Consider the following 13,523-nt stretch of genomic DNA (forward strand, 5'->3'; position numbering starts at 1 on the left):
CACCCGGGACGAGTCCACAGTCGAGCAACTGGTTCTTCCCCGTGAGCGCCTGGTCCTGGGTTGCCCGCCCGGGTCACTCGTCGGTCGGCTGGCGGGCCCGGTCCAAGACCTCCTCCTCGGTCAAGGCCGTGGCCGGGTGGTGGCTCAGGCACATCGGCACCTTGATCTTGGACAGCCCGGTTCCCTCGGTGGCGCCGTAGAACTGGCCTGCGGGCAGGCGGGAGACGTCGTCGATGCGGCCGCCCTTGGCGCGGGCGAGGTCGGTGGCCGCCTGGATCTGGACCGGGGCGTTGAGCAGGCCGAAGAACTGGGTCGCGGCGTTGCCGGAGACCACGTTGTGCAGCGCCTTCGGCGCCTGCGTCGCGTAGACCATGCCCAGCCCGTACTTGCGCGCCTGCGACGCCAGGGTCAGGGTGCTCTGGGTGGAGGCCGTCGTGGCGCGCGACGAGACGAACGTCTGGGCCTCGTCCAGCACGAAGAGCCCGCCGAGGGGCCGGTCCCGGGCGGGGTTGCGCTTGATCCACGAGAACAGGGCGAGCTGGAGCTGGTTGACGAAGGTCTGCCGCTGCTCGTCGTGCAGGCCGATGCAGCTGATCACCGACACCCTGGCCCGCTTGCCCGCGGGCGGGGTGAGCAGCACGCCGGGGTCGAGGCGTTCGCCCGCCCCGCCGAACACCGGGTCGTTGATCATCGCGGCGTTGAGGCCGTCGGCCATGTCGGCGGCGATGCGGGCGGCGTCGCGCACGGTGCTGGCCTCCGGCGGCAGGTCGGCCAGGAAGGCGATGAAGTCCGGCAGCTCCCCGCCGCCGGTGCGGACGAAGCGCGACAACGCCTGGGTGAGGACGGCTTTGCCGGTGGTGCTCTTGCGGCCGCTGCCCAGGTTGGTCCGGGGCAGCAAGCCCGCCACGGCGGCGTCGATCGCGGTGCGGAACTCGTCGGGGTCGTCCGGCTCGCGCTCGAAGCCGGGCAGCGGGTCGAGGGTGAGCGGTCGGCCCGCCTCGCGCCGGGGCGTCCAGACCGCCACGTCGGTGTCGCGCAGGTAGCGCTCGGCCCGCTCGGCGTCGCCGGGCTCCCAGCGGTCGGGCGGCGAGGGCCAGCGGTCGCCCAGGCGGGCGAGGTCGTTGTTGGTGTCGATGAGGATCGAGGAGACGCCGTGCAGCGCGGCCTCCTCGACCAGGCGGCGCAGCAGCACGGTCTTGCCGGAACCGCTGCCCGCGAAGACGACGGTGTGCTTGCGCAGCAGGGCGAGCGGGACGGTGAACGGCGTCCCGGTCATCACGTGGGTGCCCAGCCGCACGCTCGGCTCGTCGGCGCTGTCCTGCGCCACCGCGGCGGGTTCCTCCGGCGCGGGCGCAGGCTGGTCGGGGTCGGGGAGGGACAGCGTGCCGCTGACGCCGGGCCACTCCGGTTCCGGGCCGTCGTGGACTGGCTGCGACACGGCCGGTTCCGCGAAGCTAGCGAGATCGGCCAGCGCCCTGGTCAGCAGCTGCGAGGACGACGCGGGGCGGCGGGAGAGCAGCCACGCCAGGAATCCCGGGGGTGACTGGTCGCGCATCTTCTCCAGCGCGGCGAACAGGCGCAGGTCGCCCTCGGCGATGGGCAGGTCCACGCCGCCCGCGGAGCGGAACGCCGCGAGGGCCGCGGTGGTGGCGGGGCCGCCGGAGAAGGGCGTGTTGCGCAGCACGACGAGGTGCCGCTTGTCGTTGCCGCGGTGGAGCTCCGCCTCCATCTGGGCGGACTTGAGCCGCGCGAGCACGGCGCGGGCGTGGGGGTGGGCGATGGCGCGGAAGCTCCAGTGCACCTCGCCTTCGCCCGCCTCGTCGATGGTGAGGCGGAGCCGGGCGTGCAGGGGCGGGTTGGCCCCGCGGGAGGCGTCGACGGTCAGCGCGGGGGCGTTGGCGCCCTGTTCGAGGACGAAGCAGTGCAGGGCGGCGCCGAGCAGGGCCTGCATGCGCTCGTCCTCCCGGTGGTGGTCCAGGGGTGCGCGGATGTCGGCGTTGGCGCGCAGGTCGGCGAACAGGGCGTCGAGGTTGTCGGCCTCCCGGGCGACCACGGTCGGCTGGAGCGCGGGCTCGGCGGCGGTGGCGGCGAAGTCCCGCAGCTCCTCGACGGTGTCGTGGGTCAGGCACCAGCGGACGTGCTCGTCGACCCGCTGCAGGAGCCGCCGCGGCGTCCAGTGGGCGATGTCGGCCCCGGCGAAGGCCGACGGGTGCACCGGCCAGGTGGCGTGGGGCGGGGTGAAGCCGATCTCCCCGTAGTGGCCTGCGAGGTGGCGCTCGGCGATGGCGGTCGCCACGGCCGCGCTGGGCATGGCCGTGCGCAGGTCGAGCACGCGGAACCGGTCGGCGGCGGAGTTGACGGCGTGGTTCTCGATGAGGTCCCACGAGCGCGGCAGGCAGGCCACGACCACGATCGTGCGCCGGGTCTCCTCGCGCACCCGCATGAGGCCGTCGGCCAGCCGGTCGACCAGGGCGTCCTCCCCCGGCCCGTCGGCGGCCTGGGTGATGACGCTGTCGACCTGGTCGACGGCCATGACGACCGGGCCCGTCATGGCGAAGATCCGGGACAGGTCGCCGAGCAGCAGCTGCGGCGGCCGCGCCCCCTGGCTGAACCCCCATGCCGCCCGGTCGGCCGCCTCGACGCCCTCGGGCAGGACGAGGTAGGCGTTGCCCGCCTCCCACGCCTTGCCCTTCGCGCGGTAGAGGACCAGTGCCCGCAGGGTGTCCTGGCACTCGACGGCGACTTGGGGGTCGAGGTCGCGGAGCCGGTCGAGCAGGTCGTCGATGTTCTGCCTGCTCACCGGCAGGGTGCCGGTGAGGCGCATGGTGGCCTCCCGGTCCTGGCCGGTGCGCCGGGCCAGTTCGCCGAGCAGGCGGCCCAGCTGCCCGCCCTGGCGGTCGAGCAGGCCGCTGACCACGCCGTGCACCGCCCCGGCCCAGAACGAGTGGCCGTCGAGGAGCTTGAGCAGGAAGAACGACCCGCCTTGCTGCTGCACGTGCTGCCTGAGCCAGCCGAGCATGTGCGTCTTGCCCACGCCGCGCTCGCCGCGCAGCACGATGCCCATCGGGCCGGCCTGCGGGCGGCGTCCGGCCGCGGCGACCGCCTGGGTGATGGCGTCGACGGCCCGCGGGTGCAGGCCGTCGACGTGGTGGTGCATGGGGCTCCAGATGTCGTCCGGTGTCACCGCCCAGCCGAACTGCAGCGACGACAGGGCGTGGCGCTGCTCCTCGTTCACCCGGCCGCCTCGATCGCCAGGGTGTGGCGCGGGCTGCCGCCGAGGACCAGCGCGGCCACCCGGTCCTGCTCGGTGAGCGACTTCTGGTCGGCCTCGGCGCGCAGGTGCACGTCGGGGCGGTCCGCGAGGCGCGTCAGCGCCCGGTCGAGCCGGTCGGCGGGCACGTCGTCGAGGTGGTCGCGCAGTGCGCGCAGGGGCACCGCGTCGCCGGGGCGCGGGGCCAGCGCGCGGTAGGCGCCCTCCACCCGGCGGCCCAGGTCCGCGGCGAAGAGCTCGCCGAGGGTGCCGCCGGTGGCCTCCAGGTGGCGGCGCAGACCGGCCAGCAGCGCATAGAGGGCGCCGCCTGCATAACCGGCCCGGGGAGGTCGCGGGGCGGACAGCTCGGCCTGGCAGCGCACAGCTCCGCTGTCGGTGAGGTCGTGCACGAACGCCCGGCCCGACTTGGTGCTGGTGACCAGCCCGAGGTCGTTGAGCTTGCGGCGGCTGTCGCCGTCAAGGGTGAACCCCGCCAGCTCCCGCAGCTCGGCGTTGGTCAGCTCGCGGGCCTCCGCCATGAGCACCAGCAGCGCGGCGCGCTCGCGCATGGTCAGCCGTTCCTCGGGCATCCCCGGTTCCATTCCCGCGGTCATCCGCGATCTCGGTCGATGACGGTGAAGCCGCCCGGGCCCGCCACGATGCTGTGGCCTGCGCCGGTGGCGGTGGCCTCGCCCTCGGCCCGGACCAGGAGCCCGGCGCCGTGCGCCTCGACGGCGGCGAGGTAGGTCTGCGGGTCGTCCACCCGCACGCGCACGGCCCGGACCCGCCCGGTCGGGCGGCCGTCCAGCGCGACGGCGCCGCGGATCGTGACCACGCGGCGCGTGCCGTCGTTCGACAGGCGCGTCACGGAGCCCTGGACAGCGGCCCGGGCGGCGGCGGGGACGGCCTTCTTCCGGCGGGCGCGCAGGGTCGCGCCGAACCCGGCGGGGAAGCGCAGGCGGGTGTCCGCCTGCTCGGCGGGCAGCCCGGCGGCCCAGTGGAAGACGAGGTCGAACGCCGACCCGCGGCGCTCGCCTGCCAAGTCCGCCAAGGCCGATGACGCGGCGTCCACGGCTGTCCCCGGGTCGGCGGCGAGCGCGTCGGTCGCGGCGCGCAGCATCCGCAGCGTGGTCGTGCGGCCGAACCGCGGCGCGCTCTCGTGGTGGACCGGGATGAACAGGTCGAATCCCAGGCCGTCGTCCGCGGAGGACACGGAGGTCCGGTCCACCAGCTGGTCCGGGGTGCGGGGACCGGCGCCGGGCAGGTCGCGTGCCGTCGCCCGGGCGCAGCTGGTGATCAGGTCCCGCACCGCCCGCACCGCACGCAGTCCTGCTCCGAGCGGGACCGCGCTGAGCTCCGGTAGGCCGACGCGGTAGGACACGACATCGGAGTTCGGGAAGAGCATGTCCCGGGCCACCGCGCGCGGGCTCCGCTCCTCGGCGTCGGCGACGCAGCCCAGCAGGTCGCGCAACCGCGACCCGCGGTCGGCGGTGTCGTCGGCACGGGGCACCAGGACGTCGAACTCGTGCCGGGTCCAGATGTCGGCGCCGCGCCAGTGCCCGGAGACCTCCCAACCCCGGGCGGTGAGGTAGTCGACGACCTGGTCAACGCGCGGGTAGGCGGTCATGTGACCGCCGGGAGGCAGGCGCTGCGGGTGACGAGCGCGCGCAGGCTCGCCGCCGTGAGGACGTTGCCCAGCGGAACCTCGACCTTGGTGCGCCGCCTGCGGTCGGGGGCCGCGATCGGGCTGCGGTCCCGCAGCGACACGTAGTAGCCGATGTGGCGCAGCAGCAAGCCCGCGGTGCTCAGGTCGGCGTACAGCTCCGCCCGGGGCGGCACGTGGACGACGAACAGGTAGCGCGGGACGAGGAAGTCCGTGCCCGCGAGCTTGGTGAACTGCCCCTCGTCCAACCCCCGGAAGTCGATCACGCCCCCACGAGGCCTCACCGCGGAGACGGTCTTGACCTGCACATCGATCCGCGGCGAGAACCCGCGCGGGGTCCGCCCCGGCAGCTTGATGCACAGGTCGATCCCGTCGAGGTCGACATCGTCCTCCGACCAGACGAGACCCGCGCTGGAAGCGAGCACCCTGACGTAGTCGGTGCCGAACTTCCCCTGGTGGTTGCGCGCGTCGAGCACGGTTCACCTTTCAGCCGCGGACCGGGCGAACTGCCGCTGTACTGTACGCGCCTCTCGATCTTCACCGCCCCCACCGACAACCAGCCCCGTGATCTCCGCCGCGCCCCCACCTCCCCGCGGTGAGGATGGGATGCAGACGGCCCAGCGTTAACGCAAACCCCCAGCCGCGTAGAAGTAGCCACCTGGGCCTGGCGAACCGAATTGCCACCAGCTAACCCCCAGCTCAGAGGCCATCCCCAATGGACGCGGGCGTACCGCCAAGGGAAAGCGGCATCAGCCAGGCGCGTAGTCCGAGGGCCGCAGACCGGCCAGGTCGCGGGAGTCGCGGTTGAGGTGGGATTGGTCGGTGTAGCCGCAGCGGGTGGCGATTTCGGCTCGGGGTGGGGGCATGGGCCTGCCATGAGGGCTGCGGCGCGGGAGAGGCAAGCGACGGTCTTGGGGGTGAGGCCGATGTGCGCGCGGAAGCGGGCGCGCAGGTGTTGGCGGGTCCAGCCCGCTTCGTCGGCGACGTCGGCGACCCGGACCGCCCCCGCGGCCTCGGTGATCCGCTGCCACGCACCCGCGACCTGCGGTGGCAACGCGCTGGCACCGCGGCGAGCCAGCAGCACCCGGTCGACCGCGTGGAACCGCTGCGGACAACTCGTCGCCCCCGCGACCAGTTCGCCCGCGTGCCCGCCCAACAGGTCGGCAAGCGAGACCGAGGTGTCTTGATCGGCAAGCCGAACAGGGCCACCGCCCCGGCGGGCGTCAGGGCGACGGTGATCGAGCAGGAGCGGCCCGCCCGACGTGACCACCCCGGCAGGCACGACCAGGCTCTACCGCCCCGACACCCCGCCTCATCCTGGCCGGGATCCGGCAAGCTCCCGCCGCAGCGGCCGCCCGCAGCCGCGCAACTGCGCTCCATCACCCTGCCCGTCCTGGCCATCTACGCGGGCAGCAGCACCGTGCACAACGCGGCCAAGGCCGCCCGCCGCACCCAAGACCTGATGCCCCACGCCGAGGTCGAGCTGTGGCCACGAGCCCGCCACTCCCTCCACGTCGACCTGCCCGACCGCCTCGCCCGGCGGTTGCTGGCCTTCGCCCGGCCAGAGATCACGGGGGAGGGATCAGCTCGATGAGGAAGTCCTGGTCGGCCGCGCCGGAGCAGCGGCCCTGGACGACTTCCGCGCCGCTCTCGGTGTCCTGGTCGCGCAGGCTCAGGCAGTGGTCGGTGATCGTGGGGCGGATGCGGAAGTGCGCGGCGGCAGGCGGGCCGAACAGCTCCAGCCGGAATCGCTGGGCCGGGTTGTCGTCCGCGCAGTCGTCCCGGGGTTCGAGGAGATCGCGGCCTGGGCCGTCGAGGAGCACGGTCAGGCAGCCGATGCGGTACTTCGGGTGGTGCCATTGGATCTGCACCACGTCCACGCCCAACGGCTCGATGAACACCCGCGGCAAGTCGGCCTGCGTGCACGGGCGCTGGGTGACGACCGCGGTCGGGTAGCGGCCGGTGCGGTCGGTGCCCTCGGTGAGGCACAGCTCGGGTGTGCGGGCGGGGTGGATGCGCGCCCAACTCCCCACGGCGAGGATGCGCAGCCCGGTGATCGGCGTCGCCGACAACCCCGGCGTCGGCGCGTCGAACAGCGCGGTCGCACCCAAGGCGATCACCGCCCCGACGCCCGCAGCCGCGATCAGCGCCACCGCGCGTCGCCACCGCGGCGAAGGCGGATCGATAGCCTGCGGGGGATCGCCGCCTGCGATGCGCCGTCGGGCGTCGAGCCAGTGCCGGACCTGGTCCTCGCCGAGGCCGCACGCGCGGGTGAACGCCTCGACGAACCGCTCCCTGGGCAGGGTGGCGCGGCCGAGGGCGGTGGCGATCGTGCTGGCCGGGAGGGTGTCGCACTGCGCCGTCGCCTTGCCTTCGAGTTGCCGGTAGGTCAGGCCTGACCACGTCCGCAATGCGCGCAGCGCCGCCGTGAACTCGGCCGCGGTGCACGCATCCGCGGGCTCCGGTGGCGGCGCCGACCCGACCGAGCAGTCCCCCTCCTGCAGGCTCACCTCCCCAGGATGGCCGAACGCGCGGGCGCGGGCGACCGCCGAACCGGGCCTGCCCTGCACCGTTCGGGGGTGTTCGGAACGCGCCCGAACGTGTCCCGATCCCGCTCGAACGGCGCCCGCCCTTGTCGCGGCCAGCCGGGCCGGGACAACCTGATCACGTCGAATCGACTTTCCCTGGGGAAGAAATCCTGGCTGCGCATCTCCTCGGATGCGCGCGTTCACACACCTGGAGTGGTGCGGATGAAAGCGAGAATCGGCCGAACCCTCATAGCCATGGCGGCGTTGTCCGCCGCGTCGACCCTCTTCGCGCCGCAGGCGTCCGCCGACCTGAGCCATTTCAACCCGGCGGCGGCCGACGGCGGCACGGTGACCTACTGCCTCACCTCCAGCGTCACCTCCTACATCAGCGACAACATGTCCGGCGCCATGACCTACGCCGACGCCCGGCTCTCCGCCCTCCCCGCGGTCAGCCTGCACCCGTCCTGCGACGTGTCGGTCGGCGACGGCACGCCCCGCACGGACGTCGCCTGGTTCGACGCCTGGCGCGACGGCGTGTACGGCGAGGCGTTCTGCAAGTACCAGTGGCCCAACGACGGGTCGGGCAACGTCGGCGAGTGCGACCAGAACCACGTGTACCTCGTCGGCGAGGCGATCAGCCGCGACGCCCCCGACGACGAGCACGGCTACTCCTCCGTCGCCTGCCACGAGCTCGGCCACACCCTCGGGTTCAAGGGCCACCAGAGCCCGCCGCCGGACAACCAGCTGGACTGCATGGCGGGCGGCTACATCGGCACGATCCTGCCCACCGACGTCACCTACAGCAACCACAACACAGCCGACTTCAACCTGTACTACGACTGAGGGGGAACAGATGCGTTCAGTGGTTGCACGGGCGTTGGGCGCGGTCGTGGCCCTCGCGTGCGCTGCCTCGGTGGCGGGGTGCGGCACCGAGGAGTTGGGGCCGCAGGTGATGCGGTTCAAGGAGTACTCCTACACCGCGCTGGGCACCCCGGAGGCGCTGGCGGCCCAGGACTTCATCAAGGTCACCGCGGTCGGCACGGTCGAGGACTTCGTCGAGGGGGTCACCTACTTCGCCGAACCGGGCGGCACCCCGTACCCGCGGGTCTACCTCGTGGTGAAGGTCGACAAGCTGCTGAAGGGCGCCGATGAGCCCCGCCTCCTCGACGGCGACCGCCTCTACGTCGACCTCGACCGCGGCCCGATCAACGCCGCCGACGGGAAGACGCCGCTGATCTCGATGGCGGACTTCCGCAAGGCCGCACCCGCAGGCACCCGGGTCGCCCTCTTCCTGACCGAGCCCGCGGAGATCCCCGGCCAGATCGGGATGGTCGGCTCCACCCCGCCGGTGCGCACGCTCACCCCCCACCCCCAGGGCCTGATCTTCGACGGCGGCAGCGGCCTGGTCCCCGGCCTCATCACCCCCGACGAACTCCCCCCGTCCTGGCACAACATCCACACCGTGGACGAACTGGCCGCGAGGATGGCGTCCTGACACCGAGCGGGTGCCCTGGAACTCCAGGGCACCCGCTCACCGCCCGCCGTCGGATGGCGCAACGACCCCTTGCCGCTAGGGCTGCGTGAGCCCGCGCGACAGCAGTTGCACGAAGTGCCGCATGTCGGCCATCACGCACGCGGGCTGGGCGTGCTTGCCCGTGCACCCCGGCGCCCACGTGGAACCGTTGCCGTAGTTGATGAACGTATGCGGAATGCCCGCAGCCACCAGGTGGTCCCGGGTCACCAGGTTGGTCGCCAGCGCGCGGTTCTCGACGGCCGCCTGGATCGGGTCCTCCAGCAGGTTGCCGCCGTCGCCGACGTAGAGCGCGATGCCCATCCCGCGCAGCGCGCCCACGTGCTGGGCCGGGCTCCGCGCGTTCCACACCCCGTCGAGCGGCCAGATGGGCGCGCCGAAGATGGCGTCGACCGGCACGGTCGGCGTCCCGCTGCCCGGCAGCTGCGTCGTCGCGGTGACCGCGGCCCGCTGCTCCTGGTTGAGCAGGTCGAGGCCGCCGGAGAAGCTGCCGACGTAGGCGAAGAGGTCCGGGCGCCGCTCGGCGTAGTGGACGGCGCCGAAGCCGCCCATCGAGTGCCCCGAGATCGCCCTGGCCTCCCGGGTGGGGATGGTGCGCAGGTTGGCGTCGATGAACGGGATCACCTGGTCGAGGTGGAAGGTCTCCCAGTTCTGCGGCCCGAGCGCGGCGGGCGGGTTGACCCAGTTGGTGTACCACCCGCGGCCGGAGCCGTTGGGCGCCACGGTGATCAGCGGCACGCCGACCGTGGAGTCCTCGAACATGCGCTGGTTGAAGGCGGTGTTGGGGCGGTCGGGGTGGCCGTGCAGGTGGTACTGCACCGGATAGCGCCTGCCCGAGGCGTAGTCGTCCGGCAGCGTCACCATGACCACGTGCTCACCGGAGACCTGGTTCTCCATCACCGAGTACGCGGGCACCTGCGCGGTGCGCACGGTGAAGACGAAGGTCCGCCCGTTCCCGTCGACCCAGCTCGGCTGCTTGACCACGGTCAGCCCGTGCCCGTCGGCGAACACCGGCGGCGCGGCGGGCTCGGCCGCGGCCGGGGGCGCGGCGACCACCCCGAGCAGCGCCGCGGTAGCCGCGATGGCCCGACGCATCACGACACCCCTTCGCACACGGCGGATTCCAGGACGTCCAACGACAAGGTGGCCGCCGTCGCGCTGAGGGCCACCGTGTTGGTGACGATCGAGGCGAACCGGCCGTCGTCGGTCACCAGCGTCATCGAGGTGTGCCCGGTGTGGAGCGCGCCGTTCTTGGCCCACCCCACCCCGCCGCACGGCAGCGGCACCCGGTCGATCCCCAGCCCGACGCCCGCATCGCCCACGGGCACGACCCGCCGCATCTCGGCGAGCGCGGCGGGGGAGAGCAACCGCCCGTCGCCCAGTGCCCGGTAGGACTCGACGAGGTCGTCCAATGTGGAGGCCATGTTCCCCGCCGTGCTCCAGAACGACAGCTCGATGGCCGTGGTCGTCTCGTACCAGAAGAAGAATCCGCCGAGCCTGCCGCCGGTGTACCCCGGCAGGTAGGGCGCGGCCAGCGCCCGCGTCCGGGCCGCGGGGAACGAGGTCTCGTCCAGCCCGAGCGGGGTGATCACCCGTGCGGTGATGGCCTCGCCTGCCGACTGGCCGGTGATCCGCTCGATGAGCATGCCGAGCACCAGGTAGGCGACGTTGGAGTAGGCCACGGCCGCCCCGGGCGCGCCCTGCGGCGGCTCGTCCATCGCGGAGGCGACCAGCTCGGCGAGGGAGTACGTGCCGTCCGGGTTCGCCCGCGCGTCGCGGACGTCGCGCACGAGGCCGCTGGTGTGCTGGAGCAGTTGCCGCACGGTGATGGCGTCGCCGTCGTAGTTCCCGGTCACCACACCCGGGAGGTACCGCGCGATCGGCGCGTCCAGCTCGACCCGCCCCTCATCGACGAGCTGGAGCACGACGACGGCGGTGAACGTCTTCGTCTGGCTGCCGATCCGGAAGTGGTCGGCCGCCGTGATCGGCCGGTTCTGCCCGGTCGCGGCCGTCCCCGCGGTCAACGTCCACGACCCCGTCGCGTCCCCGGCGTGCACTGCCACACCCGGCCCGGCGTGCAGGAGGTACTGGTCGAGCAGGCTCTGCGTCTGCGGGTGGCCGGTCTGCGCCTGGGCGGTAGTTGCGAGGCCCACCACCGCGAGCACCACGGCGCAGGCGACCCCCAGCCGCCGTCGGGTCTTCATGCCTGCTCCCTTGCTGATTGGGTTGTTGATCTCCGCCACTGGCCAGGAAGTCGAGGAGGGTGAGCCGCGGTGGGGAACTGACCGAGCACACCAGCCAATCCCACACCCTCGCCCACACCGCGTCCTCACAAGCAACGAGTCGATCACCAAACCACCGCTCGTGACCAGCCCCCAGCCGTTGCCTGTCTTTCAACCCCCGCACAAACAGGCAGAGTTTCGGGGCCAGCTATTAACCGCAAATCATCACCTGATCGGTGTAACCGTTGGCCCCGACGGCGCTCACCACCGTCAGATGCGTCCAATCCGCCCACGCCTCGGCGGGCTTCGCCCTACACTCCCGATCGACAGCCGGACAAGGGGGAGCTTTGTCAGACGATGTCGGTGAGTTCCAGGCGCAGGTCGATGGCCTGGATGAGATCGCCAACCGCTTCCTGCCCAACGTGGCCGAGGCAATTAGGGCTCCTGTCCCGATCATCACCGCGCACGAGGGTTTGGAGGGTCCTGGTCGGTTTCAGGCCGTGTATGACATGGAGCACGCCTATGCCCACTTCACCGACTCAATTGGGAACAGGCAACGACTCGGAGCCGAGCGCGTCGATGAGACCGCGCAGGCCCTGCGCGAGGTGATCGCCTTGTACCGCAGGGCGGATGGGCAAGCCTGACCTGGAGGTATGCGGTTGTGACGAGCTGGCGTGGCGACGACGAGATGCGAGACATCGCAGTGCGGCTCGCCGAGAAGATCTTCGAGATGTACACCGCCGCAGGCGAGTGGATTCCGAGCTGGGGCGGTCCATCCGGCAACCCCCGCCAGACCTACACGGACAGCCTGATCCTCGACGCAGAGGACTTCATGGCGTTGGATCCGCAGCGGATAACCGACGAGTACCTGCGCATCCAGCGGGCCGCCCGCGACACCGGCGAGCATGGGGAAGCCAAGGCGGAGTTGGAGGTCGCCGGAGCGCGGCTGTCGGCGAACTGGCGCGGCGAGGCTGCCACTGCGTTCGCCAAGCAGATGTCGTTCATCGACACCTTCATGACGCAGCAGCAGGACCGCCTGCTGCTCGCCGTGCAGGCAATGGGCGCGGTGTACAAGCTCGCCGTTGAGATCCGGCGCAGCTACTACGAGCTCGCCGACGCCACCATCGCCGCGTGCGACATCGAGATGGGCAAGCAGGCCTCGCGCGAGGCGAAGGCGAACATCGGCATGGGTTCGGAGATCGCCAAAGCGGTGATCGGGGCGTTCACCGGCGACAGCCTGCGGGGCCTGCTCACCTCATCGCTGGACTCCATCATCTCGATCTCGACCAAGGGAGCGGAGATCGCGCTGGAGGGCAGCGAGGCGGGCGCCGTGGTCGACTCCTACATCCGGCACCGCGACGAACTGCGCCGGTCGTGGGAGAGCGGCCTCCTGGACATCCGGGACTGGCTCAACCAGCAGGACGCCGAACTCGGCAGGGACGAGGTCGACCTGCTGGAGCCGCTCCCCGCGACCGCGGACGTCGACAGCCCGGACTTCCGCTACGAGCACTTCGCCAACGCCAACCACAGCGTCGAGTCGTACTCGCCGAGGGTGGACCACGAACGCCGGAGGATGGCGGAGGAAGAAGCACCCAGCGGCGTCATCGCGGAGCGACTGGGGACATCATGACCCTTCGACCCGCGGTGCTTGCGGCGATCCTGTGCATCAGCGCCTGCTCAGCACCCCCACCCGACGTTCCCCCACCGCCGCCTCGACCAACAACCGCCCCCGCAGTCCCCGTGGCGGGTGACCTGCAGGCATATGTCGACCGCGCATGTGAACTGCTCGCCGCCGACCAAGCCGCGGCCCTCGGCTTGCCTTCGACCGGCGACCAGACCCACTCCGCAGATCGCGGCCTCTGCGTCTGGGAAGGCAACCTGAGGCTGGGTCTTCAGGTGCGCCCAACTGGCGACCCGCTCGGCGACACCTACCGCCGCAGCAGCACCTGGGAGGTCTTCACCCCCCTGACAGTCGCCAACCAACCAGCGGTGCGCACCACGACCACCCAGCCAGGAACCGGATGCCGCCTGGTCGTGGGCACCGCCCCCGATCAAGGCCTGGAACTCGACCTCTCCACCAAGACCCCCAACGCCGACCTGTGCAACCAACTCGAGCACATCGCCGAAACGATGATCACGCGACTACGCGGGTAACCGCAGTAGCCCACAGCACCTGGATCAAGGTTCACGCCTCACTTCCGCTCGATCTCGCCCGCATCCGTCCTCACGACCCAGGCTGAGCGGGTTGACCGTGATCGTGCGCGGGCGGGATGCCTAGCCATGGCAGAGCGGTCCTCGCATAGGTCCCGTTCGCCTGGCGAAGCCCGCG

General features: G+C 72.0%; 13 protein-coding genes. 6 read left to right on the forward strand and 7 right to left on the reverse strand.

Features of this window, described 5'->3' with window-relative positions; genetic code table 11:
- Nucleotides 1-73: 73 nt before the first annotated feature.
- From ACWEPX_RS09605 to ACWEPX_RS09620, 4 genes are read right to left on the reverse strand one after another with little or no spacing between them, the layout of a single operon-like run.
- Nucleotides 74-3,235: a helicase HerA domain-containing protein gene (locus ACWEPX_RS09605; RefSeq protein ID WP_451896670.1), complete on the reverse strand. Its 3,162-nt coding sequence runs from the start codon at nucleotides 3,233-3,235 to the stop codon at nucleotides 74-76.
- Nucleotides 3,232-3,840 carry a hypothetical protein gene (locus ACWEPX_RS09610; protein ID WP_451896671.1) on the reverse strand — a complete coding sequence of 203 codons (609 nt, stop codon included), beginning with the start codon at nucleotides 3,838-3,840 and terminating at the stop codon, nucleotides 3,232-3,234. Before ACWEPX_RS09610 ends, ACWEPX_RS09605 begins: the two co-directional genes overlap by 4 nt.
- Before the next feature lie 20 nt (nucleotides 3,841-3,860).
- Nucleotides 3,861-4,877: a hypothetical protein gene (locus ACWEPX_RS09615; protein WP_451896672.1), complete on the reverse strand. Its 1,017-nt coding sequence runs from the start codon at nucleotides 4,875-4,877 to the stop codon at nucleotides 3,861-3,863.
- Nucleotides 4,874-5,389 carry a DUF4365 domain-containing protein gene (locus tag ACWEPX_RS09620; RefSeq protein WP_451896673.1) on the reverse strand — a complete coding sequence of 172 codons (516 nt, stop codon included), beginning with the start codon at nucleotides 5,387-5,389 and terminating at the stop codon, nucleotides 4,874-4,876. The genes ACWEPX_RS09615 and ACWEPX_RS09620 overlap by 4 nt, the downstream gene beginning before the upstream one ends.
- 452 nt (nucleotides 5,390-5,841) lie before the next feature.
- On the opposite strand from ACWEPX_RS09620, the gene ACWEPX_RS09625 reads away from it, so the two are divergent.
- The gene (locus ACWEPX_RS09625) at nucleotides 5,842-6,507 is read left to right on the forward strand and encodes an alpha/beta fold hydrolase (protein ID WP_451896674.1); all 666 of its coding nucleotides are present in this window, start codon (nucleotides 5,842-5,844) and stop codon (nucleotides 6,505-6,507) included.
- Here ACWEPX_RS09625 and ACWEPX_RS09630 read toward each other — a convergent pair.
- Complete coding sequence (locus ACWEPX_RS09630; RefSeq protein WP_451896675.1) at nucleotides 6,482-7,423, reverse strand: helix-turn-helix domain-containing protein; 942 nt, start codon at nucleotides 7,421-7,423, stop codon at nucleotides 6,482-6,484. The two genes, ACWEPX_RS09625 and ACWEPX_RS09630, sit on opposite strands and share 26 nt — an antisense overlap.
- A 273-nt stretch (nucleotides 7,424-7,696) precedes the next feature.
- Between ACWEPX_RS09630 and ACWEPX_RS09635 the strand changes: the two genes are divergently transcribed.
- Nucleotides 7,697-8,284 carry a hypothetical protein gene (locus ACWEPX_RS09635; RefSeq protein WP_451896676.1) on the forward strand — a complete coding sequence of 196 codons (588 nt, stop codon included), beginning with the start codon at nucleotides 7,697-7,699 and terminating at the stop codon, nucleotides 8,282-8,284.
- Nucleotides 8,285-8,294: 10 nt separating this feature from the next.
- A complete protein-coding gene (locus ACWEPX_RS09640) occupies nucleotides 8,295-8,936 on the forward strand; it encodes a hypothetical protein (protein ID WP_451896677.1) in 642 nt (213 codons plus the stop codon).
- 75 nt (nucleotides 8,937-9,011) lie between these two features.
- Here ACWEPX_RS09640 and ACWEPX_RS09645 read toward each other — a convergent pair whose 3' ends face one another.
- Nucleotides 9,012-10,067 (reverse strand): alpha/beta hydrolase, encoded by a 1,056-nt coding sequence (locus ACWEPX_RS09645; RefSeq protein WP_451896678.1) that lies wholly within the window; start codon nucleotides 10,065-10,067, stop codon nucleotides 9,012-9,014.
- Nucleotides 10,067-11,176 carry a serine hydrolase domain-containing protein gene (locus ACWEPX_RS09650; RefSeq protein WP_451896679.1) on the reverse strand — a complete coding sequence of 370 codons (1,110 nt, stop codon included), beginning with the start codon at nucleotides 11,174-11,176 and terminating at the stop codon, nucleotides 10,067-10,069. The genes ACWEPX_RS09645 and ACWEPX_RS09650 overlap by 1 nt, the downstream gene beginning before the upstream one ends.
- 365 nt (nucleotides 11,177-11,541) lie before the next feature.
- Between ACWEPX_RS09650 and ACWEPX_RS09655 the strand changes: the two genes are divergently transcribed.
- The 3 genes from ACWEPX_RS09655 to ACWEPX_RS09665 are packed head-to-tail and all read left to right on the forward strand — an operon-like array spanning nucleotide 11,542 to nucleotide 13,348.
- Nucleotides 11,542-11,838: a hypothetical protein gene (locus ACWEPX_RS09655; protein WP_451896680.1), complete on the forward strand. Its 297-nt coding sequence runs from the start codon at nucleotides 11,542-11,544 to the stop codon at nucleotides 11,836-11,838.
- A gap of 17 nt (nucleotides 11,839-11,855) precedes the next feature.
- On the forward strand, nucleotides 11,856-12,824 hold the full coding sequence (locus tag ACWEPX_RS09660; protein ID WP_451896681.1) for a hypothetical protein: 969 nt from the start codon (nucleotides 11,856-11,858) through the stop codon (nucleotides 12,822-12,824).
- The gene (locus tag ACWEPX_RS09665; RefSeq protein ID WP_451896682.1) at nucleotides 12,821-13,348 is read left to right on the forward strand and encodes a DUF3558 family protein; all 528 of its coding nucleotides are present in this window, start codon (nucleotides 12,821-12,823) and stop codon (nucleotides 13,346-13,348) included. The genes ACWEPX_RS09660 and ACWEPX_RS09665 overlap by 4 nt, the downstream gene beginning before the upstream one ends.
- Nucleotides 13,349-13,523: the final 175 nt, after the last annotated feature.

This window comes from Actinokineospora sp. NPDC004072, assembly GCF_053604195.1.

Coding starts and splice junctions, on each gene's coding strand:
- ACWEPX_RS09640 (WP_451896677.1), top strand. CDS start 8,295: ATGCGTTCAGTGGTTGCACGGGCGTTGGGCGCGGTCGTGGCCCTCGCG.
- ACWEPX_RS09635 (WP_451896676.1), top strand. CDS start 7,697: ATGGCGGCGTTGTCCGCCGCGTCGACCCTCTTCGCGCCGCAGGCGTCC.
- ACWEPX_RS09615 (WP_451896672.1), bottom strand. CDS start 4,877: ATGACCGCCTACCCGCGCGTTGACCAGGTCGTCGACTACCTCACCGCC.
- ACWEPX_RS09645 (WP_451896678.1), bottom strand. CDS start 10,067: ATGCGTCGGGCCATCGCGGCTACCGCGGCGCTGCTCGGGGTGGTCGCC.
- ACWEPX_RS09610 (WP_451896671.1), bottom strand. CDS start 3,840: ATGCCCGAGGAACGGCTGACCATGCGCGAGCGCGCCGCGCTGCTGGTG.
- ACWEPX_RS09665 (WP_451896682.1), top strand. CDS start 12,821: ATGACCCTTCGACCCGCGGTGCTTGCGGCGATCCTGTGCATCAGCGCC.
- ACWEPX_RS09650 (WP_451896679.1), bottom strand. CDS start 11,176: ATGAAGACCCGACGGCGGCTGGGGGTCGCCTGCGCCGTGGTGCTCGCG.